Origin of the sequence: Haloarcula salina (assembly GCF_010119195.1) — an archaeon.
Lineage (GTDB): Archaea > Halobacteriota > Halobacteria > Halobacteriales > Haloarculaceae > Haloarcula > Haloarcula salina.
On record NZ_WRXL01000002.1, the window covers coordinates 226226 to 247829 of the forward strand.

Below are 21604 nucleotides of genomic sequence, written 5' to 3' on the forward strand. Positions count from 1 at the left end.
GTTAGAGTACTCAGTACTATGTCGGAACACCCGACGGAGGATAGAGGAAGTCGCCGCGAGGCGGCTGGCCGTGAAATTCGCGACGCTGTGTGATGGAAGTGGACCTTCTGTGAGCCAGAATACGTTATTCGGAGGGCACCCAGCGATGCGTGCGCTCTCAGACGTCGGTGAGGTACAGTTTCTCGACACGACGCTGCGCGACGGCGAGCAGGCCCCCGGCGTCTCGCTGACGCCCGACGACAAGGCCGATATCGCCGGCAAGCTCGACGCGGCGCGTATCGACGTTATCGAGGCCGGCAGCGCGTGTACGGGCCCGGGCGAGCGCGAGACCATCTCGCGAGTCGCGGGGCTCGATCTCGACGCGACGGTCACCAGCTTCTGTCGCGGCATCCAGAACGACATCGACCTCGCGCTGGAGTGCGGCGTCGACGGGATCAACCTCGTCGTGCCGGCCAGCGACAAGCACGTCGAGCAGAAGGTCGGCACCTCGAAGGCCGACAACGTCCAGAACACGGTCGAACTGGTGGAGTACGCGGCCGACCACGGGCTGTGGGTCGAGGTCATCGGCGAGGACGGCTCGCGCGCCGACCTGGACTACCTCGAAGAACTGCTCGGGGCGGCGCTCGATGCCGGCGCGGACCGCGTCTGCTGGGCTGACACCGTCGGTCACGCGACGCCGGATCGCGCGCTGGAGTGCGTCTCACGGCTCTCGGACCTCGGTCCGGTCAGCACCCACACGCACGACGACCTCGGGCTGGCCGTGACCAACGCGCTGGTCTCCGTGGCGGCGGGCGCGGACCTCGTCCACGGGACGATCAACGGCATCGGCGAGCGCGCCGGAAACGTCGCGCTCGAGGAGGTCGCCATCGCGCTGGACCACGGCTACGGGGTCGAGACGATGGACCTGACCGAGGTCCACGACCTCGCCCAGCTCATCGCCAACCGGACCGGTATCCCGCTGGCCCCGAACAAGGCCGTGGTCGGCGAGAACGCCTTCACCCACGAGTCCGGCATCCACACCGACGGGACGCTCAAGGACGACTCGATGTACGAGCCGTACCCGCCGGAGAAAGTCGGCCGGGAGCGCCGCCTCGCGCTCGGCAAGCACGCCGGCCGCGCGGGCGTCCGGGCCGCCCTCGACGAACACGACGTCGAGGTCACCGACGAGCAACTCTCCGACATCGTCGCCCGCGTCAAGGAGATCGGCGACCGCGGCAAGCGCGTCACCGACGCGGACCTGCTGACTATCGCAGACGAGGTGACCGGCGACGCGCGCGACCGACGGGTCGAACTGCTCGGCCTGACGGCCGTCTCCGGCTCCGACACGCCGACAGCGAGCGTCCGCCTCTCGGTCGACGGCGAGGAGCGCAAGGAGGCGGCGGTCGGCTCCGGGCCGGTCGACGCCGCGATGAACGCGGCGGAGGTGGCGCTGTCCCACACCGCCGACGCGACGCTCGAAGACTACCACGTCGACGCGATCACCGGCGGGACGGACGCGCTCGTCACCGTCGAGATCGAGATGTCGCGGCGCGACGATCACGTCGTCGTCACCGCGAGCGACTCCGACATCACCCGCGCCTCGGTGCGGGCGATGGTCGACGCGATGGACCGCCTCGTCGCCGACGACGAGGAACCGCTCGTGGCGGACGACTGAGCGGCGCTCGGATCCCGACACCGGTTTTTCGCCGTTCGCTGACGGACAGAACTGACTCTCGAGCGACAGCGTGGCCGGTGTGAAAACGGGTCGGCGGAACGGTTCGGTGCGATTACTTGTGGCCGCGGCTGGCCTCGTGGTACTGGAACACCGTCTCCATTCCACGGACGAGCGCGTCGAGGTCGACGCTTTCAGTGTCGAACTCCCTGTCGCGGACCGCCCGATACCGGTCGGCCCACCGGTCGCGGAACCGGCGCTCGAACTGCTCGGATTTGATCTTCTCGATGATGTCGGTCTTCCGGTCGTCGGAGCCGCTGAGGTCGCTCGGCGAGACGAGTCCCTCCTGGAGCGCGAGGACCACGATTCCCGCGGTGTAGTCACCCTCCTTGACCTCGCGCTCCCAGGTCGTGAGCCAGTTTCCGATCCGAGCCATCTCCTGGAGGTCCCAGAGCAGGTCCCGGACCGTCCCGAAGTCAGAGTGGACGAAATCGGAGGAGTACATCAGGTCCACGTCGGCGTAGGGGAACATTACCATGTTGTGGGCGCCGTATCGCTCGGCGCCGCTCAGGTTCGCGATGCGGGGGTTCTCGTTGACGACCGCGCTGTAGTCCATCGCGTTGAGCGTCTGGCGCATGTCGTACTGGAAGATGTCCGCGAACTCGTCGACGCGGGGCGCGTCCGCCAGTCCGCTCTCGAACTCGCGCCAGACGCGCTCGATGAAGGCGAAGTATTCGTCGCTTACCGCGGCACGGCGCGGGTCCACGGCAGACGGATTGTGGACGAGGCGACGGGCCTCCTCGAAGGTAGCGCGGTCGCCGTCGTTCTCGACGACGTCGTCGAGGATCGTGACGTACATCGTGAGGATGGTCTTCTGCGTGCGAACGTGGTCGGCGTGTTTCGCGTCGACCGACGAGAGGGTGAACTCGGGAAACAGCGAGTAGATCCACTGCCAGAGGAACCGGTCGCGTTCGCCACAGACGCGCTCGTACTCGTCCGCGAGCTCTTCGACCTGGTCGGGCAGCGACGTGGTTCGAATCTCTTCGAGGAACTCGCCCGTATCCGGTGCGGCCGCGTCGGCGCTCACCGAGAATCACCTGTGAACGACTGCGTCCGGTCTGTGGACGAGTAATGTTCAGCTACCTTACTGTTAGACGTGTATGATCCGGTCGTGTCTTCAGTCGCTTCGTGCTCTTCACCCGTTTCCGGGGCGAGTATCACACGTTGTTGTCCGCGGCCCATACATCCGAGAGGTAACGTTGTCCTTAAAGTGGTACTGACGCGTAAGATACGTATAACGACACAATAATTGACTATTTTGACCGCATTTGGAGTGAGATACGTACCAGTTTTTCTATTCATACCGCCTTGCTCGCTCGGAGAAATGATACCTTACTACCAAATTTGAGAAATACGGGGCGGATTTCGTTGGCGACTGTCCCGAGCGATGGCTCGTCGCTAAGTTATCACATATCCAAGTACTGCTGTGTAGACGACAGCGATCGCAGAAGAAGCTACGCCTGGACGCCGGACGCGTTCGATCGCTCTCGGCAGGGCGTCACGAGGACCGAACGGTCCCCCTCGACTTCGATCCGACAGCCGGCCATGCTGAAAACGACCAGCCCGTCCGGGCTCGGCTCGCCGGGCTCCCCGGTCCGGAACAGTCGGTCCAGCGCGTCGGGGTCGATACAGTCGCTGATGCGGTCGTCGAGGTCGACAGGATCGATGCCAAGCGTGTCCGCCACCGCGTGGACGATGGTCTCGCTCAGCGGCTCGTTCGGCGACGGTCGGTAGACCAATTTTGCCTGAGACATGTGATCTCTATCGTCTCTTGCCTCCATACTCGAAAGGTGATTGTGGCTACACTGATACGTGACCGTCCGGGCCGTCACTAACAGTATAGCGCCGTCAGCGGTCGCCGAAGACGAACTCCAGAAGCTTCCGCTCGCTGACGCGGAGGTGCCGGTTGACCGTCGGCTGAGACACCTCGAGGATCGAGGCGATTTCCTGGCCCGTCGTCTCCCGTGGCCAGTCGAAGAAGCCGCTCAGATACGCCGTCTGGAGGACTTCGAGCTGTCGGTCGGTGAGCCGATCCTCGAGTGCCGAGCGGGCCTTCCCCCCGTGTGGGCTGTCCGAGTCCGTCCCGTCGCGCCTCGCGACGAGCCGCACGTCGGCGTAGCGCTCGCCGAGTCGGCTGACGAACTGTCTGACATCCGTCTCGCCGGAGACGGCGACGGTCACCTCGACTCCGTCCGGCGTCGTCCGAAGCGTCGTCAGCCGACCGCCCTGTTCCAGGAGCGTCCCGGCGACGGTCCGCCCCGAGACCACGACCTCGTAGAGTCCGTCGCGCTGGTCCGTCGAGATGGGACGGGCGGACTCGACTCGGGCCATCGAGGACGCCTCTCGTTCGACGATCGACGGGTCACAGTCGGAAATCGAGAGGAACAGCCGAACGGTGTCGTCGCTCCGCGGCACGGCCCCTTCGCAGACGACCGGGACGCCCAGTCGGTCCGCGAACTGCGAGAGGAACGACTGCGGGGCAGCCATCGTCAGTTCCAGTTCGATGGTCCCGTCGCCGGCCCGTCGCTGCCTGGACTCGACCTCGCGTATGGCGTTCGCGATGGTCTCTCCGAGTTCGGTGAACACCTCCTGGAGCATCTCGTCGAACCCGTCTTCCTGGTTCGCGTACACCGTCAGCACGCCGTAGACGAACTCGTCGTACTGGAGCGGGACGCTGAGCGCCGACTGGAAGTCGCGCGAGATGGCTTCGGTCCGCCAGTGTTCTCCCCGGAGCCCGTCGGCGATCGCGGGGATCACCGCCATCTGCTCGGACTGGGCGGTCTGGACGGCCGGCGGGCCACCTTCGCGTTCGAGCGACAGCGAGACGGCGTCGAGATAGCTCGCAGTGTCGCCGGCCCAGGCCCGCGGGACGAGCTCGGTCGCGTCCTGCCGGCCGAGCCAGGCGAACGAGAACCACTGCGACTCGGCCAGTTCCTCACAGACCGCCTGCTCGATCTCCTCGCAGGTGTCGGCGTCGACGAGCACCCGGTCGATGCGCCGGATGATGGCGTTGACTTGTTTGAGCCGCCGCAGCTCGCGGTTCTGTTCCCGGCGCTCGGCCTCTCGTTCGCGGAGCGTCGTCTCGCGGTCCACGCGGGCGAGCGCGGCCTCCGCGCTGGCGGCGAGCAGGTCGATCATCTCTCGAATCCGGGCGTCGCCGTGCTTCTCGCCCGTCTCGACGTAGAACACGCCGTGGTCGGCCAGCGGGAGACAGAGCCGATCGGCGTCGACCGCGGCCGGTCCGTCCCCGAGATCGATCGGGTCGCCGGCCGCCAGTTCGACTGCGTTGTCCTCGACGAAGACATCCCAGAGCAGCCCGTCGCCGGGTCCCACGGTTCGTTCCCGAGCCGCTCCGTCCTCGCTCCCGTCGACGGCGCGCAACACGTTGTCGCTCCGGTCGAAGAGGTAGATCGCCGCGTCGGGGAGTCCGAGGATGTCGACGGCGGTCCCGACGATCTGTCGGGCCACCGCCGCTTTTGTCTCGGTGTGCAGCAGCTTCCGCGTCGACTTGTGCAGCGCTTCGAGCGTCTCCTCGAAGCGTTTCCGATCGGAGATATCGCGGACGACCCCGATCTGCCGATAGCCGCCGTCGTCGAGGTCGTACATCGTGAACCGCGTTTCGATTGGGAGCGTCCCGCCGTCGCCGGTACTGAGATCCGTCGTGAGCGTCCCGACTTCGCGTTCGCCCTCGAGGAACTGCCGGGTCATCTCAGCGACCCCGTCGATGACGTCGTCGTCGGCGAGCAGCGCCGCGTTCGCCCCGACGAGCGTGTCCTCCTCGTAGCCCATCATCGACTCTACGGCGCTGTTGACGGTCTGAATCGTGAACGACTCGTCGAGCGTGTAGATACCGTCCTCGATTGTCTCGAAGATGCGCTCGTACTCCTCTAGCATCTGTGTCCGCTCGTGCCGCTCGGTCACGTCGTGGACGACGCCGAGGTAGTGCGTCTCGCCGTCCCACTCCTGGGGTTCGAACGCGATCTCGACCCAGCGGTCGGTGTCGCCACCGCGGTACTCGGCGGTGACCGGGCCCGCCGATCCCTCGCAGTGCTCGGCGAGGTCGAGCGGTTCCAGCGCCGGGAAGAACGCGCCGAGCCGCGTACCGAACACGTCCGCCGGCGCTTCGCCGAGGAGGTCACAGAGGAGGTCGTTGCCCGTGAGAATCTGGCCCTCGCTGTCGACCACGACGATCGGTTCCGGCATCCGTGACGCGAGCGTCTCCAGAAGGACGGGCGGTGACTGCTGTGTCGAGGGCTGGTCCTCCTGTTCGTTCCCGTCTGTTCCACTGGCCGGCTTCTCCATACCCCACCACAGCACTTGCCGGTTGAAAGGTTGATCCAGGAATGCGTCCCAGATAGTTACGTTTCACACACTGCTGTATGTCGACTGGCTACCGAATTTCCGGGCGTCAGCCGGCGAGGTCGACCACGTCGTCGAGCCCCCGAACGTCGTGGTCGGGGTCGACTCCGAGTTCCGCGTCGACCCGGTGCGGTCGGCGGATGAACGCCGAGTCGACGCCGGCCCGGTGGGCCGCCTCGATGTCCGATTCGTTGTCGCCGACGAACAGCGCGTTATCGACGCCTAAGTCGTCCATCGCCCGCTCCAGATAGTACGGACGGGGCTTCTTGCGACGCAGGCTCTCGACGGTCGGCTCGCGGGCCCACACGCTGTCGAAGTGCCGCGCGAGGCCGAAGTGCTCGAACGCGAAGGCCACCGTCTCGCGCTGGTTCGAAGACACCACGCCAAGCGGGCAGTCCAGCCGATCGAGCGCCGCGATGTCGCCGTACGGCTGTTTCTCGCCCGCAAGAATCAGCGACCGCTGTGTCTCTGCCATCGCCTCGTCGCGCGCCCGGAAGAACCGCTCGGGGTCGATGTCGTACGTCTCACAGACCGCGGTGAGTTCGGGCACGGTCACGCCGATGCTCATCGCCTCGACGTGGGCCGTCGTCGGCGACGCGACGCCCACGGTCTCGAAGGCACGTCGTGCGCCGGCGTAGTGGGCGTCCATGTCCGTCAGTGTCAACAGCACGCCGTCGTTGTCGAAGATGACCGATTCGTAGCCCATCAAGCGTACCTACGACGCCGTCAGTGAGAAGCGTTTCGCGGCGTCACAGCCCCAGGTCTTCGCCGCCCTCGTGGTCGAACTGCTCCGGCGGCCGGCCCGCCTCGTCGATTACCTCGTCGGAGACGATGATAGGGCACTCCACCCGGAGGGCGACGGCGATGGCGTCGGACGGGCGGGCGTCGAACACCATGTCCTTCCGGCGGTCTTCGGTGTACTGCTCCGCGTCGATCTTGCCGTAGAAGGTCCCGTCGGCCAGGTCGTCGATGCGGACCCGGTCAATCGCGCTCCCGAACTCGGTTATCATCTCCACCATGAGGTCGTGGGTCAGCGGGCGCTCGAAGGGCTCCCCGGACAGCGCCAGCTGCATGGACTGTGCCTGGTCCGTGCTGACGAATATCGGAACGATTTCCTCGCGCGCACGGAGGAGAACGACCGGCGTTCCGGCACCTTCCTCGCTGACGCCGACGCCGATCCCCTCAACCGTGGCATCGTGTTCCATGCCACCGGATATGGCTCGCGGGTATGAAAAGCTAGCCCGACGCTCCTGCTCGCGTGGAGGCGGTGGGGTGAAGCACACGGAAGCCCCGGCCCGCGTCGCCTCCGTGACAGTCCCACCGGAGCGCGTGAACCGCCGCCGACGGTCACCGACACCTGCGGTGCCGTCGTCGCGGTTCGACCACTCTAAATCCCGATTAAGCCGAATTAAAACGGAGAATAGCGTATTCAGATCGGCTAAAATCGGCTTAATCCGCCTTTCTCGCTTGCCCCCTTGATATGCCACCGGGACAGAGCGTCGAGCGGAGGCACCGAACACGATGAAGCTCACCAAGATCGCCGGCGCGCTGCTGGCCGTGCTCGTCATCACGGGCTCGGCGGCGGCGCTGCCCGGTGCGGCAGACGCACAGGCCGACGACCACGCGGACAACGCACAGGCGGACGAACACGCGTCGGACGACGCTACCGACCCGGACGCGAACGGCTCCGAGAACGAGTCCGCCGCGCAGGCTGACCGACGCGGACCGCCAGCCGACGCCGGGAGCGCGGCCGACCGACGCGGACCGCCCGCTGACCTCCCCGCACAGGTCCCGGACTTCGTCGGCGACATCCACGATCTGATCCGCCAGAAGATGTCCGGCGACCTCACCGGCGACCTCGGCGCGCAGATCAGCGATCTGACGCCGGACGAGAACGACACGGACGAGACCGCCGAGGATCCGGCCGCGACGAACGCCACGGCGAACGGTACCACTGCGACGGACGACGCGACGCCGACCGACGGCGACCAGTAACCCCCTGACGCGCTGGCTCTCCCCATAGCCGATCGCACAAACGCGGTTTTTTTGCCCGCTGAACTCCGAGAGGCGTGTATGGACGACACCGCCGAGCCCAGCGCCCGCACCGACGACGGAGCCGGGACCCGCACGACAGCGGACCTGCTCGCGGGCGACGACGCGGACTCGTCGGACGGGCTGCTCGACGCGGAGGGCATGAACCGGTGGCAGGCGACGAAGTACATCGCGCCGTTCGTCGGCATCGGGCTGTTCGACCTCGCCCTGTTGCTCGGCTGGGGCCTCGATCCGCTGTGGGGGTTCATGATCCTGCCGCCCATCCTGTTCGTCTCGGTGCTCGGCTGGATCGCGTTCCGGACCGGCTTCGCGAGCGACCGGACCGGCGACCCGAGGGCGGACGACGACTGACGGCCGTCGCTCGACATCGCACGCTCGATTCGAAAACCGCTATTCAGCAGCCACGAACGCAACCCACGTAGCAACAGCTAGCAGGAGAACGGAAGAAAACGGCGGTGCGTGACCGCCTCACTCCTCGAACAGGTCGTCGACCGCGGACCGCGCGGCGAGCGCGGCGTCGTCCGCGACCCGCTCCTCGTCCCGCCGAGCGTCGGGCGCGTTGAGGTACACGTCGACTTCGAGCAGGTCGTCCTCGAAGGACACCGTCACGTCGAGGTCCTCGACCTCGCTGGCGTCGAACCGAGAGAAGACGACGTTTTCGGCCGCCTGCGCGGCCGTCTCGACGACCTCGTCGTCGGTCGGCATCGCCTTACGCGCCGCCAGCGCCGGGGCCGCCGGCCGGACCCGCGCCGCCCGCGCCGCCGAGCATCTGCTGGAGCTCGCCCTGCAGGTCCTCGAACTGCTCCTGAACGCGCTGTTCCTGCTTTTCGAGCGTCTCGACGCGGACTTCGAGGCTGCTGACCTTCTCTTCGAGGTCGTCCTGAGCCTCGTCGAACCCCGTCTTCACGAGGAGCTCGCCGACCTCGCGGTACATGGTGGCGTCCTCGTCGATGTCGTCTAGCTCGTCGAGGGCGGTCTGGGACTCCTGCAGTTCCGTCTCGGCCTGCTGCTTCTGGGCCGCGACCTGCTGTGCTGTCTGCTGGAGGTCCTGCAGTTCCTCGAGCTTCTCCTGTGCTTCAGGCGGAAGATTACCCTGCATACTCCGAGGGTCGGGGCCCGCACTGTTAAACCCACGCTTTCGATACTATCGGCGATGCGCTCACCCGCGTGCCGCTCGCCGGACTCGCGGCGGTTCCAACTCAGGCGACCTCGCCGACGGCCCGCTCGCGCAGTTCTCCCGTCAGGTGCGTTCCGTGCCGGTGTACCTTTTTCGTCGTCGGGTGGACACCGCACACCCTCCTCGAAAAACCTACGCGAAAAGGCCGCCGCTCGCCGGACTCGCGGCGGTTTCAACTCAGGCGACCTCGCCGACGGCCCGCTCGCGCAGTTCTCCCGTCAGGTGCGTTCCGTGCTGATCGATCCGCCTGACGATGCGCTTTGCCTGCGTCGGTTTCAGGTACTTGTCCTCGATGGCCGCCCGGACCACGACGCCGAAGCTGCTCGTCACCTCGGCCCCGAGCCCCTGGGCCATCCGGCGGACGGTTCGGTCCTCCGAGACGACGGCCACGGCCGTGCGGTCGGCGCTGTCGCGGTGCGCGAGGACGCCGGCGAGCACCGTGACGGCCGCGCCCAGGTCCTTCTCGCCGAGCAGCGCCTCGGCCTGTTCGATGTGGTCCTCGTCGACGGCGGTGTCGACGCCGCCCTCGCGGTACTCGGCCAGGTTCGTCGCGGTCGGTTCCACCTGCACGTCGTCGACGACCGGCTCTGGAATCACGATGTCGCCGTCGAAGGCGTCCAGCAGCGAGAGCTCGCCCACCTGTCCCAGCGAGTACAGGGCGGTCGGGCCCACGTAGATACGCGTCATAGCTCCGCGGCGGTGTCGGCGTCGAGTTCCAGGTCGGACAGTTCCAGTTGCGTCGTGAGGTTTCGCTCCCGGGCCACGTCGAGCCACTCGGCGATGGAGAGGTCCGCGAGCTGTGCGGCCTCGGCGGCCGACACGTCGCCGGACTGGTACTGCTCGACGGCGACGCGGATTCGGAGCGTCTCCAGGCCCTCCCGGAGCGCCTTTCGGATGGTCGTCGAGCGGTCCTCCGAGAGCAGTTCCGCTACGTCGTCGAGTTCCGCTTTCTCCTCGGCGGGGAGGCGAGCGCTGATAGTGGGCATGTTTGCGCAGTCATGCGGTGTAAACGCACATCAAACTACGGGTCGGCAAAGCGCTTGTCGGGGAAGTGACTCCTTCCGTCCCAATCTCGCCCGGTCGCGACGCCGCGACCGCCAACGCTTAATCGCACCCGGTCCGACGGGTGGCCAATGAGCGACGCAGCACACGCGTTCGTCCCCGGTCACGTCACCGGCTTCTTCACGGTGGCTCGGGGCGAAGACCCCATCGAGACGGGGTCGCGCGGCGGCGGCATCGCGCTGTCGGACGGGGTCGCCGTCACGGTTCGCCCCGGCGACGACACGCGGGTCACGCTGAACGGCGAAGCGATCGAGGTCGAGGCCGTCGAGCGGGTCCTGAACGCGCTGCGAACCACGGCGACGGTCACCGCCGAGACGCCGCTCCCGCTGGGGTCGGGCTTCGGGGTCTCCGGCGGGCTGGCGCTCGGGACCGCGCTCGCGGCCAACGCCGCCTTCGACCGGCGGCTCTCGTACAACGAACTGGTGACGGTCGCCCACGGCGCGGAGGTCCAGTCGGGGTCCGGACTCGGTGACGTGGTGGGACAGGCCCGCGGCGGCGTGCCGCTCCGCCTCGAACCCGGCGGCCCGCAGTACAACTATCTCGACGCGATTCCGGCCCGCAGCCGCGTCGAGTACGTCACGCTCGGCGAACTCTCGACCGAGGACGTGGTCGGCGGCGACACCGACGCGCTGACCGAAGCGGGCGAGCGCGCGCTCTCGTCGGTGGTCGAGGAGCCGACGCTGGCGACGTTCACGCGAGCGTCGCGGCGCTTTTCCCGCGAAGCGGACCTGCTGACGCCGGCGGTGAAGGAGGTCATCGACGACGTGGCCGCGGCCGGCGGCGACGCCGCGATGGCGATGCTCGGCGAGACCGTGTTCGCACTCGGGACCGGCCTCACCGACGCCGGCTACGACGCGAGCGTCTGTTCCGTGTACCCCGCAGGTGCGACCGTCGAGGACGGGCCGCCCACGGCGTAGCGCCGCGGCGAACCGCCCTCCTTATCCGCACCGACGCGTAGCCACGGATATGGACTGCCGGCAGTGTGCGACGCCGCTCGACCGACCGGGCGACTACTGCCTGGTCTGTCACACTGCCAACGCCGACGCGGTCGTCCTCGAACTCGGTCGCGAGCGGGCGACGGTGACCGCCGTCTTCGACGGCTCGGTCGTCGGTCAGCGGACAGTGACGACGACCCCGGAGGGCGAGGGGAGCGACGAGTCCGTCGTCGTCGAACTCCGGAACTTCGCCGGCCTCGTCGCCGACGAGGTCCGGCGCAAGCGCCCGGAGGAGGTGTACGTCACCGGCGACCGCGACGTCATCGCGGCCGTCCGGCCGCAACTGCACTACGAGTTCTTCCGCGTCGAGGGCGACGACCCCGTCCAGCGCGTCCTCGACCGGCAGGGCGAACCGGCGCTGGAAGTCGTCGACGCCGCGCCGGCGGAGAAACTCGGCGGGAGCCACACGACCCTCATCGGCGGTCGAGCGGGCCAGCGGGTCGTTCAGACGGTGGCCGGCCACCCCCACGTCAAGAAGGTCATCCCCGGCCCCATCGACGCCGGCGGCGCGAGTTCTCCCACCGGCGTCCGGGCCAAGGCGACGCGCGCCGACGACAACGGGAACGTCCGGGTGCTCATCCGCGACGGCTCCAGCGTCCAGGAGAACCGCGTCGTCACGACGGCCGGCGACCGCGAACTCGGCGAACACGTCAGGGCCGACCTGAACGACGCGCTCCGCGAGGCCGAGCTACAGGAGTGACCGGCGGACAGTCACCGTCCCGCTATACCACGCTGCCAGCACCGAGAGCGGCGGCCACACCGAGCGCGACGACGGTCGCTCGCGAGCGCGCGGGCAATGCCGTCCGCACGTCGAGGACGAGCGGGAGCGCGTGCAGCGCTCCGAGCGCGAGATAGCGCGTCGACTCGACGCGGTCGACGGCGAGGACGCCGACCGCGAGCAGGCCGAGGCCGACGACGCCGGCCCCGAGATAGCCGCGGCCGCGGACGGGCTGGCCGGCCCCCTCCAGCACGCCGCCGGACCAGCAGTAGCCGACGGCCGTCGCGGCGACCCACGCGTGCCAGAACGCCACTGCGGCGGGAACGAGCCCGAGCAGGCCGCCGACGGTCAGTGCCATCGCGCCGCCGTTGACCGCCCCCCAGACGAACAGCACGTCCGAGAAGCGGAGCGACTCGGGCGCGTGCAGGACCGTCAGTCCGACGAAGCCGCCGGCGATGAAAACCCACAGCGTCGTCGCGAGGACGGCCCCCGCGTCGGGATCGACCCGGGCGAGCGCCTGCGTGCCGCTCCACCCGAGCGCGCCGGCCGCGGCTCCCGAGAGGAGGAACTCGGCCGGTGTCAGCCGGCCGCTGGTGGCCGGAGCGACCCGTTGCAGCCGACGGCGGAGCGCGTCGGACGCTGCCATGTCACGCGCTTCGGCTGCCCGCCCCTTCAGTGGTTACGCCAGTTCGGCGGCGAACAGGAGGACGCTCGGTGCGACGAGCAGGACAAGGCCGACGAGAACCAACAGTGCGGGCACGACGAGCAGTCCCATCTCGGTGAACAGCCACAGTCCCAGCCCCGCGAGCAGGGCGACGAGACCGACGACCCGCACGAGCCACGTGACGATACCCTCGAGTCCGGAGTCCGCCAGCAGGTCGACCGCGTCGAGTATCTCGTCCATACCGGGCGGGGGTTGACGACGGAGCCTGTTAGTTGCTGTGGCCGCTCGACCGCCGGCTGGGGCGAAACGCCCGCGGTCCGCGGCGGGACCGCATCTCGAAGGCCTTATGTGGACGCTCGGCGGACAACAGACCACTATGGCCACGAAGAAAGGACGCACCGGGAGCGCCGGCCGGTTCGGCGCTCGCTACGGGCGTGTGTCCCGGCGGCGCGTCGCGGAGATCGAATCGGAGATGAACGAGGACCACGCCTGCCCCAACTGCGGCGAGGACCGCGTCGACCGTCAGGGAACGGGCATCTGGCAGTGCGGCTACTGCGACTACACGTTCACCGGCGGCAGCTACACGCCGGAGACCCCCGGCGGCAAGACCGTCCGTCGCTCGATTCGGGCCGCGCTGTCCGAAGACGAGGAGTAAAGGACCGTCACCCCTATCTCTCAGCTATGAGCTACAAGTGTTCACGCTGTAAGCGCGACGTGACGCTGGACGAGTACGGCGGCGTCCGCTGTCCGTACTGCGGACACCGCGTCCTGCTCAAGGAGCGGTCGCCGGACGTCAAAGAGATCGACGTCAATTGACCGCGCCCCACCGGACGCTTCTCTCCGTCGAGTACGACAGCCCCGAGCGAGCCCGAATCGTCGAGCGGAGCGTGCGACCCGAGATCGGCGCGATCGACGGCGACCGGACCACGGCGACGCTCCACCGCGACGACGAGACCGTCGAAGTCCGCGTCGCTGCGGACGACCTCGTCGCCCTCCGGGCCGGAATCAACACGTGGCTGACGCTCCTGTCGGTCGCGGAGGAGAGCGACCGCGCGGCCACAGAACAGTTTTAAGCGTCGGGTGACGTGTAGTATCGGTACCCCCTCATGGGAGACGAACCCGACGAACCGACGCCACCCGAGACGCGGCCCGACTCCGCCGAGCGCGAACTCGAGGTGCTGGTCCTCGACGCCGACGAGACGGCTCGGCGAGCCACCCACGACGCGCTGTCGACCCACCGGCCGACGCTGCGGGTGACGAGCGTCGGGACGCCGGACGACGCGCTTGCTGCCGCGGCGTCGTCGGCGGTGGACTGCCTCGTCGTCGACCCGGCCGGCCTCGACGACGTCCCGGACTCGCTCGTCTCGAACGACCGGTTCCCCGTCGTTCTCTACAGCGACCGCGACCCGAGCGACCTCGATTCGAAACTACGCGAATCCGCCGCGACGACCGTCCAGAAGCAGACCGACGACCGGAGAGAGTTCCTGGCCCAGAAGATCAAGAGCGTCGTCTCGCCGCCGATCGATCGGCGCGAATACGCGCTGAGCGACGCGCTCTCGGCCATCGAGTCGCGTGCCGCGGACGGAGAAATCGCCGCGCTCGTCGACGAACGCGGCGATATCGTCTGGACCAACGGGTCGGTGTCGTCGTTCGTCGCGGGCGACGAGGCGGACGCCGACATCGAGGGACTCTACGACGTTCTGGCTGCCGCGATGCCGGACACACCCCGGAGCGAACGGCGGCTCGAACAGTTGCGGGACCGACCCACGGCACCGCTCACCGTCCGCGTGACCGCGGGCGATGGCGACCGGTACCTGCTCCGGCGCGGCTACGACCTCCCGGACGCCGCGGGCGGACACACGCTCGTGGTGCTCGAAGACGTGACCGACACCGCGACCCGAGAGGCGAGAACGGCGTTGCTGGAGCTCCTGGTGGACCACGCCCAGGACGGGCTCTACACGCTCGACGAGCGGGGCGTCATCGACTTCTGTAACGACTCGTTCGCGGCCCACCTCGGGTACGAGCCCTCGGAACTCCGGGGCCGCCACGCCTCGACGATTCTCGCACCCGGCGAACTCGAAACGGGCCAGCGAACCATCGAGCACCTCCTCGAAACCCCCGGCAAGCAGAGTACCACGGTCGACCTGACGTTCGTCCAGAAGGACGGGACGAAACAGGACGTGTCGATCCACTACACGCTGATCTACGGCGAAGGCGACCGGTATCGCGGCCTGATGGGCGTGGTCCGGAACATCACGGAGCGCCGCGAGCGCGAGCGGAAGCTCCGGGAGACGACCGAGCGGCTGAATCTCGCGCTCGAAGGCGCCGAACTCGGCGTCTGGGACTGGAACCCGAAGACCAACGAGGTAGCATTCGACGAACGCTGGACGGGGATGCTCGGGTTCGACCCCGACGAACTTGAGCCGTGCTACCAGTCGTGGGCGGACCTGGTGCACCCTGAGGACTTGCCGGAGGCGGAGCGCGAACTCGAGAAGCTCAAGCGCGGCGACATCGAACTGTACGAGACCGAGTTCCGGATGCGAACCACGTCGGGGGAGTGGAAGTGGGTTCGAGACATCGGGAAGGTCTTCGAGCGAAACGACGACGGCGAGGCGGTCCGGGCGGTCGGCATCCATCAGGACGTCACCGAGCGGCGGGAGCGCCAGCGAGCCATCGAGCGCCAGCGCGACGAACTGGCGACGCTCGACCGCATCAACGTCCTGATTCAGGATCTCATCGGGGCGCTCGGCGGGGCGACCACCCGGGCCGAGATCGCGGAGTCGGTGTGCGACCGGATCGTCGAGTCCGCCTTCTTCGAGGTGGCGTGGATCGGCGAGCGGACGGGGGCGAACGACCGGGTCGTGCCGCGGACCGTTTCCGCCGCCGCCGATATCGACCCGCCGCTCGTCGACGAGGAGGAGAACTGTCCGAGCGCGGAGGCGCTCAAGACTCGCGAGGTCCGAACGGTACGGCTCGCGGACACAGACGACGAGCGATGGCACCGCGCGCTCGACGAGCGGGATCTGGCTGCCACGGCGGCGATTCCGCTCGTCCGGGGCGACGTTGCCCACGGCGTCCTCTGCGTGTGCGCGACCCGGCAAAACGCGTTCAGCCCCAGGGCGGTCGAGAGCTTCGCCGTCCTCGGCGAGATGATCGGGCTCGCGTTCACCGCCGCCCAGAACCGGCGGTTACTGGCCCGCGACACCGTTCTCGAACTGACCTTCGAGTCCGAACGGCCGGACCACTCGCTGCTCACGATCGCGACCGAGTACGACTGCCGACTCGAATCCGCGGGCCACGTCGACCTCGGTGCGGAGGTCCTCTTCTATCTCTCGGTCGAGGGTGCCTCGCCGGTGCGTGTTCTCGACGGGCTTGTGGCCATCGCCGACATCGTCGATGGCCGAGTCGTCCGCGGCGACGAGACCGGCGGCGTCGTCGAACTCCAGGTCGAGGACGTCTTCCAGTCGCGCCTGCTCGACGTCGGCGCGCGGGCCACCGAACTGGTGGTCGAGGGGGGGACACTCACGATCACTGTCGAGGCCCCACCCGACGCTGACTCCCGGACGATACAGGAGACGCTCTCCGAGTGTCTCCCGCCGCTCTCGCTGACGTCGAGGCGGGAGCGCGAGCGAGAGCGCGTGAGCCCCGACGGCGACGATGGGCCACGGGACAGCCTGACAGACCGTCAGCGAGAGGTCCTCCGCACGGCCTATCTCGCCGGATACTACGCCTGGCCCAGGGACACGAACGCGGAGGAACTCGCGGACACGCTCGGTATCGCGTCGCCGACGCTCCACCAGCACCTCCGGCGCGCCGAGCGGAACCTCATCGACGACGTGTTCGACTTCTGACGGTCGCCGCACTGCGCTGGTCACCCGCCACTGGCACGACTACCTAACCGTCTAGGCACTCATTTGATACCAGAGAAGGGAGTAAGTTTAACACGCAGATAATGGGTAATCAAGCACGCGGGAGTCCGAAGAGCGAACAGTGGCACGGGATGACGCCGGACGACCGGGACCTCTCGACGTCGGCGGTCGACGACGTATTCGAGGTCCTCTCGGACTGGCGGCGACGAGCGGTGTGTCTGTACTTCGCGACCCGTGACGAGAACGGAACCGACGTCGAGACGCTGGCGGCCGCCGTCGCCAGACGAGGGTCGGCGGCGGCGGTCGACGACGGCGACACGTCGGCGTCGGCCGTGCAGTCGCAACTCGAATCCGAGCATCTGCCGACGCTCCACCGCATCGGCCTCGTCGACTACGACGAGCGCAGCGGCGCGGTCAAGTACTGGGGGTCACCCACCGTCGAGAAGTGGGCCCAGCACGCGGCAGCGGTCACGCGGCGCGACGAGTTCTAACAGGGTCACGGTGGGCCCGTGCGCCGTCCGGGGGGACGGCCGCGGCGACCACCATTATGCTGTCCGCGCGCGAGGAGCGACGCATGGACCTGCCACCGGTCGGGCTGGGAACGATGGGCATCGACGACGAGCGCGTCGTTCGGACGGCCATCGACGCCGGCTACCGGCACCTCGACACCGCACAGATATACGACAACGAGGCCGTCGTGGGCGCTGGAATCGACGCGGCCGCCGTCGACAGGTCCGACCTGCTCGTCGCGACCAAGCTCTGGGTCGACAGCCTCGGACCGTCGGCGGTCCGGCCCGGAACCGCCGCGAGCCTCGACCGGCTCGGGCTCGACGCCGTCGACCTCCTCTACGTTCACCGGCCGCGCGGCGACTACGACCCCGAGGAGACGCTCCCGGCGATCGAGGCGGTCCGCGAGGACGGGCTCGCTCGGCACGTCGGCGTCTCGAACTTCGAACCGGAACAGCTCGCGGCGGCGCGCGAGTACGTCGACATCGCCGCCCACCAGGTGGAGTTCCACCCGCTGTACTGGCGTGAGGACCTGCTGGCGGACGCCCGAGCCAACGGGTACCCGCTGGTCGCGTACTCGCCGCTGGCCGGCGGTCGCGTGTTCGACGAGCCGGTCATCCGCGACATCGCGGAGCGCCGAGACGCCTCGCCGGCCGCCGTGAGCATCGCCTGGGTGACCAGCTACGAGCCCGTCGTGACCATCCCGAAGGCGTCGTCGCGGGCCCACCTCGAAGCGAACCTGGCGGCCGCGGAGCTCGAACTGGCCGACGCGGAGATCGAGCGCATCGAGGGGATCGACCGCGAAGAAGAGCTGTTTCCGGAGTGAGCCGGTGACCGCCGTCCGGCCACGACCGCGTCGCACGTACCGATACGGTTCGGTGCCACGACCTTACGTACTGCGTCCCAAGAACTAGTATATGACACCCGTACCACCAGGAGCACCGCTCCAGGCGACACAGACCGACGCCTTCGAGGCGATCCAGAGCGACGCGCTCCTCTCGTCGTCGCTGTGGGTGAACGTCGCGCTCGCGGGCGTGTCGATACTGCTGTTCGTGTATATGGGACGGCGCGTCACGGACACTCGCGCGCGGTTCATCTGGGGCGCGACGCTGCTGGTCCCGCTCGTCTCGCTCTCCAGTTACCTGGCGCTTATCTCCGGCCTGACCGTCGGCTTCACCACGATGCCGGCTGGGCATCCGCTCGCGGGGCAGGAGGTCATGAGCCAGTGGGGTCGGTATCTCACGTGGACGCTCTCGACGCCGATGATACTGCTCGCGCTCGGCCTGCTCGCCGACGTAGACCGGTCTAGCCTCTTCACCGTTATCGCGGCGGACGTGGGGATGTGCGTGACCGGGCTCGCGGCCGCGCTCGTCACCTCGTCGTACGCGCTCCGCTGGGCGTTCTACGTGATCAGTTGCGCGTTCTTCGTGGTCGTGCTGTACGCGATTCTCGTCGAGTGGCCACAGCGCGCCGCCGCGGCCGGCACCGACGAGATATTCGGGACGCTCCGGGCGCTCACCGTCGTGCTGTGGCTCGGGTACCCGATCATCTGGGCGCTCGGCGTCGAGGGGCTGGCAGTCGTCCAGTCCGTCGGCCTCACCTCGTGGGGCTACTCCGCCCTCGACGTCGGCGCGAAGTACCTGTTCGCGTACCTCCTGCTTCGCTGGGTCGCGGCCAACGAGGGGACGGTGAGTGTCGGATCGGCCGCCGCCGATACCGCGACACCGGCAGACGACTGACGATCCGTCTTGGCCCCGAAAAGCGTTCCGCGGTCCCGTCAGGGACTCAGACGCTGGCGATCCCGCGGGAAGATGACCGCTTCGCGGATGTTCTCCAGTCCGAGCATCGTCATGACGAGGCGCTCGCCGCCCAGTCCCCAGCCGGCGTGGGGCGGCATGCCGTACTTGAACATCTTGGTGTAGTACTCGAAGGCCTCGGGGTCGAGGCCCTGCTGCTCGAAGCCGGCGACGAGCCGGTCGTAGCGGTGCTCACGCTGGCCGCCGGAGACCAGTTCCATCGACGGGTGCATCATGTCGAAGCCGGTCGAGACCTCCTCGTCGTCGTCGTGGTCCTTGATGTAGAACGGCTTGATCTCGCTGGGCCAGTCGGTGATGAAGTAGTGCTCGCCGACCTCCTGGCCGAGGACGTGTTCGGCCTCCGTCGAGAGGTCGTCGCCCCACACGAGCGGCTCGTCGAGCTCGCCGGTGGCGTTGATGCGGTCGAGCGCGTCCTCGTAACTGAGCCGCGGGAAGTCGCCCGCCGGCGCTTCGAACTCGTCTTCGAGGCCGAGCGCTTCCAGTTCGTCCTGGCAGTTCTCGGCGACGCCCTCGTAGGCCGAGCGGACGACGTGCTCGCAGGCGTCCATGGCCTCGGTGTGGTCGTAGAAGGCCGACTCGAAGTCGATGGAGGTCGCCTCGTTGAGGTGCCGGGGCGTGTTGTGCTCCTCGGCGCGGAAGATCGGACCGATCTCGAAGACGCGCTCCAGGCCGGAGCCGACCATCAGCTGCTTGAACAGCTGCGGGCTCTGGTTCATGAACGCCTCGCGGCCGAAGTACGTGATGGGGAACAGCTCCGTGCCGCCTTCGGTCCCCGTGGCGACGATCTTCGGCGTGTTGATCTCGGTGCAGCCGATCTCGCGGAACGCCTCGCGGACCGAGCGCAGGACCTCCGCGCGGATCTCGAAGATCGCCTTGACCTCGTCTTTGCGGAGGTCGAGCGTGCGGTTGTCGAGACGGGTCGGGAGCTCGGCATCGACCTTCCCGGACGGGTCGAGGGGGAGTTCCGGGTCGGCCTCGGAGATCACGTCGACCGACTCGGGCGTGACCTCGACGCCGGTGGGCGCGCGCGGTTCCTCCTCTACGTCCCCGGTCACCGAGATGACCGACTCGCGGTGGACGTTGAGGCCGGTCTCGACGAGGTCGTCGGCCATCTCGTCTTTCTCGAACTTGACCTGGATCTTCCCGGTGGTGTCCCGGAGGATGAGGAAGGCGATGCCACCGAGATCGCGAATCTCGTGGACCCAGCCGGCGACCGTGACGCTGTCGCCCGGCTCTGCGTCCGCCGTGTAAGTGCGGTTTTCCATGCGGGTTCGTTCTGGACGGTGTGACTTAAGGACAGTCTTTCAGAGCGAGGGTCGCGAGGGGCCGAACGGAGTGAGGGCCCTCGATATTGCGAACGGCGAACGAGGTGAGCCGTGAGTAGCGAGGGCCCGACCGAAGGGAGGGGCCTCGGCTATGGCGAACGGCGAACGAAGTGAGCCGTGAGCAGCGAGGGGCCCGACCGGAGGAAAGGACCTCGGTATCGCGAGCGGGGGCGATAGCGACTCGCCGCGCTCGCGAAGCGGTATCTTCTCTGAACGCACACCCTGAACCTTTGTACCGGTTGGTGCTGAACGGCCGACATGGCAGACCCGGACTATCCGATCGACGATCTGGACCGGAACATCATCTACGCGCTCCAGCAGGACGCGAGACACACGTCCGCGAGCGAGATCGCCGAGTCGCTTGACGTCTCTGCCCGGACCGTTCGGAACCGGATCAACAAACTCGAAGAGGCCGGCGTCATCGCCGGCTACGACGTCGAAGTCGATTACGAGGCGGCGGGCTATCAGCTCCACACGCTCATCGTCTGTACCGCACCCATCCACGAGCGCGAGGAGATCGCACAGCGAGCGCTCGACGTGTCCGGCGTCGTGGCCATCCGCGAGGTCATGACCGGGGCCGACAACGTCCACGTCGAGGTTGTCGGAACCGACGGAAACGACCTCAGCCGAATCGGGAGGGACCTCAACGAAATCGGTCTGGAGGTCGTCGACGAGGACCTCATCCGGAACGAGTACACCCGGCCGTTCCACCGGTTCGGGACCGACGACTACGACGCCGATACGGACTCGTAGGTTCTTCCGGGAATGGATTATATATCTATTTAGATCCGGAATCGGAATTATTTCCTAGATATTTATCGGGTGTCGGAATAAAGAGAGAGAGAGCTATCAGCCGGGATGGTCCGGCTTCCACGAACCCCATGATATCTCTCACACGGCTTCGCGAACGAGTGGACGACGACGTCGACCCGCCATCGGTACTGGTAATCAGCGACTGTCACGTCGGATCTGAAGTAGTACGGACGTTACATCGAGCCGCCAACGCCTGCCTCGTCACCGACCACGACGGCGTTGCCGGGCAAACGCCCGAGGACATCAGTGTGGTGGTCGGTGACGGGCGAGACGGTGCTGTTCTCCGAGACGCCGGAGCTGAACAGACCGATCTGGCCCTGGTTTCGATGCGGACGGACCACTGCGCTCTTCTGGTGACGCAACTGCTTCGGACGCGGTTCGACGTCGAGACCGTCGTCGTCGTGCTCAACGACCCACAGAACCGAGCGGCGTTCGAGCCGGTCGCCTCGACAGTGATCTGTGGCTCGCGGGTCCTGGCGACGGAACTGCAAGGTGCTGTCGAAACAGCGCTCCAGTCCCCCGAAACCGCCTAACC

At 67.6% G+C, this 21604-nt stretch carries 26 protein-coding genes; 14 read left to right on the forward strand and 12 right to left on the reverse strand.

The window, feature by feature from the left end; translation table 11 throughout:
• Positions 1–145: 145 nt before the first annotated feature.
• Positions 146–1654 (forward strand): (R)-citramalate synthase, encoded by a 1509-nt coding sequence (locus GM656_RS06060; protein WP_162412773.1) that lies wholly within the window; start codon positions 146–148, stop codon positions 1652–1654.
• A gap of 112 nt (positions 1655–1766) precedes the next feature.
• Here the strand turns inward: GM656_RS06060 and GM656_RS06065 are convergent, their stop codons facing one another.
• The 5 genes from GM656_RS06065 to GM656_RS06085 all read right to left on the reverse strand — a co-directional run bounded on the left by GM656_RS06065 (position 1767) and on the right by GM656_RS06085 (position 7275).
• Positions 1767–2738 (reverse strand): terpene synthase family protein, encoded by a 972-nt coding sequence (locus tag GM656_RS06065; protein WP_162412774.1) that lies wholly within the window; start codon positions 2736–2738, stop codon positions 1767–1769.
• Positions 2739–3165: 427 nt separating this feature from the next.
• A complete protein-coding gene (locus GM656_RS06070; RefSeq protein ID WP_162412775.1) occupies positions 3166–3465 on the reverse strand; it encodes a HalOD1 output domain-containing protein in 300 nt (99 codons plus the stop codon).
• 94 nt (positions 3466–3559) lie between these two features.
• Positions 3560–6013 carry a bacterio-opsin activator domain-containing protein gene (locus GM656_RS06075; protein ID WP_162412776.1) on the reverse strand — a complete coding sequence of 818 codons (2454 nt, stop codon included), beginning with the start codon at positions 6011–6013 and terminating at the stop codon, positions 3560–3562.
• A 106-nt stretch (positions 6014–6119) separates the two neighbouring features.
• Positions 6120–6776, reverse strand: a complete 657-nt coding sequence (locus tag GM656_RS06080; protein ID WP_162412777.1) for an HAD family hydrolase — start codon at positions 6774–6776, stop codon at positions 6120–6122.
• Positions 6777–6819: 43 nt separating this feature from the next.
• Positions 6820–7275 (reverse strand): bifunctional nuclease family protein, encoded by a 456-nt coding sequence (locus GM656_RS06085; RefSeq protein ID WP_162412778.1) that lies wholly within the window; start codon positions 7273–7275, stop codon positions 6820–6822.
• Between the two features lie 316 nt (positions 7276–7591).
• On the opposite strand from GM656_RS06085, the gene GM656_RS06090 reads away from it, so the two are divergent.
• Positions 7592–8065, forward strand: coding sequence for a hypothetical protein (locus GM656_RS06090; protein WP_162412779.1), 474 nt, complete (start codon positions 7592–7594; stop codon positions 8063–8065).
• A 78-nt stretch (positions 8066–8143) separates the two neighbouring features.
• The gene (locus tag GM656_RS06095) at positions 8144–8473 is read left to right on the forward strand and encodes a hypothetical protein (RefSeq protein ID WP_162412780.1); all 330 of its coding nucleotides are present in this window, start codon (positions 8144–8146) and stop codon (positions 8471–8473) included.
• Between the two features lie 117 nt (positions 8474–8590).
• On the opposite strand, the gene GM656_RS06100 is transcribed toward GM656_RS06095, so the two are convergent.
• From GM656_RS06100 to GM656_RS06115, 4 genes are all read right to left on the reverse strand, one after another.
• Positions 8591–8827, reverse strand: coding sequence for a DUF3194 domain-containing protein (locus GM656_RS06100; protein WP_162412781.1), 237 nt, complete (start codon positions 8825–8827; stop codon positions 8591–8593).
• A 4-nt stretch (positions 8828–8831) separates the two neighbouring features.
• Positions 8832–9221, reverse strand: a complete 390-nt coding sequence (locus GM656_RS06105) for a prefoldin subunit beta (RefSeq protein ID WP_162412782.1) — start codon at positions 9219–9221, stop codon at positions 8832–8834.
• 255 nt (positions 9222–9476) lie between these two features.
• Entirely contained in the window at positions 9477–9986 is a 510-nt protein-coding gene (locus GM656_RS06110; protein ID WP_162412783.1) for a hypothetical protein, read from the reverse strand.
• The gene (locus GM656_RS06115; RefSeq protein ID WP_162412784.1) at positions 9983–10285 is read right to left on the reverse strand and encodes a UPF0175 family protein; all 303 of its coding nucleotides are present in this window, start codon (positions 10283–10285) and stop codon (positions 9983–9985) included. The genes GM656_RS06110 and GM656_RS06115 overlap by 4 nt, the downstream gene beginning before the upstream one ends.
• Before the next feature lie 147 nt (positions 10286–10432).
• Here GM656_RS06115 and GM656_RS06120 point away from each other — a divergent pair, with 147 nt between their 5' ends.
• Both GM656_RS06120 and GM656_RS06125 read left to right on the forward strand, forming a co-directional pair.
• Positions 10433–11278, forward strand: coding sequence for a pantoate kinase (locus GM656_RS06120; protein WP_162412785.1), 846 nt, complete (start codon positions 10433–10435; stop codon positions 11276–11278).
• 49 nt (positions 11279–11327) lie between these two features.
• The gene (locus GM656_RS06125; RefSeq protein WP_162412786.1) at positions 11328–12056 is read left to right on the forward strand and encodes a DUF2103 domain-containing protein; all 729 of its coding nucleotides are present in this window, start codon (positions 11328–11330) and stop codon (positions 12054–12056) included.
• Positions 12057–12078: 22 nt separating this feature from the next.
• On the opposite strand, the gene GM656_RS06130 is transcribed toward GM656_RS06125, so the two are convergent.
• Together GM656_RS06130 and GM656_RS06135 are read right to left on the reverse strand one after the other, a co-directional pair.
• On the reverse strand, positions 12079–12720 hold the full coding sequence (locus GM656_RS06130) for a hypothetical protein (RefSeq protein WP_162412787.1): 642 nt from the start codon (positions 12718–12720) through the stop codon (positions 12079–12081).
• Between the two features lie 33 nt (positions 12721–12753).
• Positions 12754–12978, reverse strand: a complete 225-nt coding sequence (locus tag GM656_RS06135) for a hypothetical protein (RefSeq protein ID WP_162412788.1) — start codon at positions 12976–12978, stop codon at positions 12754–12756.
• 106 nt (positions 12979–13084) lie between these two features.
• Between GM656_RS06135 and GM656_RS06140 the strand changes: the two genes are divergently transcribed.
• From GM656_RS06140 to GM656_RS06170, 7 genes are all read left to right on the forward strand, one after another.
• Positions 13085–13393: a 50S ribosomal protein L37ae gene (locus GM656_RS06140; protein ID WP_162412789.1), complete on the forward strand. Its 309-nt coding sequence runs from the start codon at positions 13085–13087 to the stop codon at positions 13391–13393.
• Positions 13394–13419: 26 nt separating this feature from the next.
• Entirely contained in the window at positions 13420–13554 is a 135-nt protein-coding gene (locus GM656_RS06145) for a DNA-directed RNA polymerase subunit P (protein ID WP_162316872.1), read from the forward strand.
• The gene (locus GM656_RS06150; protein WP_162412790.1) at positions 13551–13811 is read left to right on the forward strand and encodes a KEOPS complex subunit Pcc1; all 261 of its coding nucleotides are present in this window, start codon (positions 13551–13553) and stop codon (positions 13809–13811) included. Before GM656_RS06145 ends, GM656_RS06150 begins: the two co-directional genes overlap by 4 nt.
• A gap of 33 nt (positions 13812–13844) precedes the next feature.
• A complete protein-coding gene (locus GM656_RS06155) occupies positions 13845–16589 on the forward strand; it encodes a PAS domain S-box protein (RefSeq protein WP_162412791.1) in 2745 nt (914 codons plus the stop codon).
• Positions 16590–16690: 101 nt separating this feature from the next.
• Positions 16691–17098: a DUF7344 domain-containing protein gene (locus GM656_RS06160; protein WP_241692712.1), complete on the forward strand. Its 408-nt coding sequence runs from the start codon at positions 16691–16693 to the stop codon at positions 17096–17098.
• 83 nt (positions 17099–17181) lie between these two features.
• A complete protein-coding gene (locus GM656_RS06165) occupies positions 17182–17940 on the forward strand; it encodes an aldo/keto reductase (RefSeq protein ID WP_162412792.1) in 759 nt (252 codons plus the stop codon).
• 91 nt (positions 17941–18031) lie between these two features.
• Positions 18032–18853: a bacteriorhodopsin gene (locus GM656_RS06170; protein ID WP_162412793.1), complete on the forward strand. Its 822-nt coding sequence runs from the start codon at positions 18032–18034 to the stop codon at positions 18851–18853.
• A 38-nt stretch (positions 18854–18891) separates the two neighbouring features.
• Here the strand turns inward: GM656_RS06170 and aspS are convergent, their stop codons facing one another.
• On the reverse strand, positions 18892–20196 hold the full coding sequence (gene aspS, locus GM656_RS06175; protein WP_162412794.1) for an aspartate--tRNA(Asn) ligase: 1305 nt from the start codon (positions 20194–20196) through the stop codon (positions 18892–18894).
• Between the two features lie 318 nt (positions 20197–20514).
• Here aspS and GM656_RS06180 point away from each other — a divergent pair, with 318 nt between their 5' ends.
• Positions 20515–21009 (forward strand): Lrp/AsnC family transcriptional regulator, encoded by a 495-nt coding sequence (locus tag GM656_RS06180; RefSeq protein WP_162412795.1) that lies wholly within the window; start codon positions 20515–20517, stop codon positions 21007–21009.
• A 158-nt stretch (positions 21010–21167) separates the two neighbouring features.
• On the forward strand, positions 21168–21602 hold the full coding sequence (locus GM656_RS06185) for an NAD-binding protein (RefSeq protein ID WP_241692713.1): 435 nt from the start codon (positions 21168–21170) through the stop codon (positions 21600–21602).
• The last annotated feature ends 2 nt before the right edge of the window (positions 21603–21604 follow it).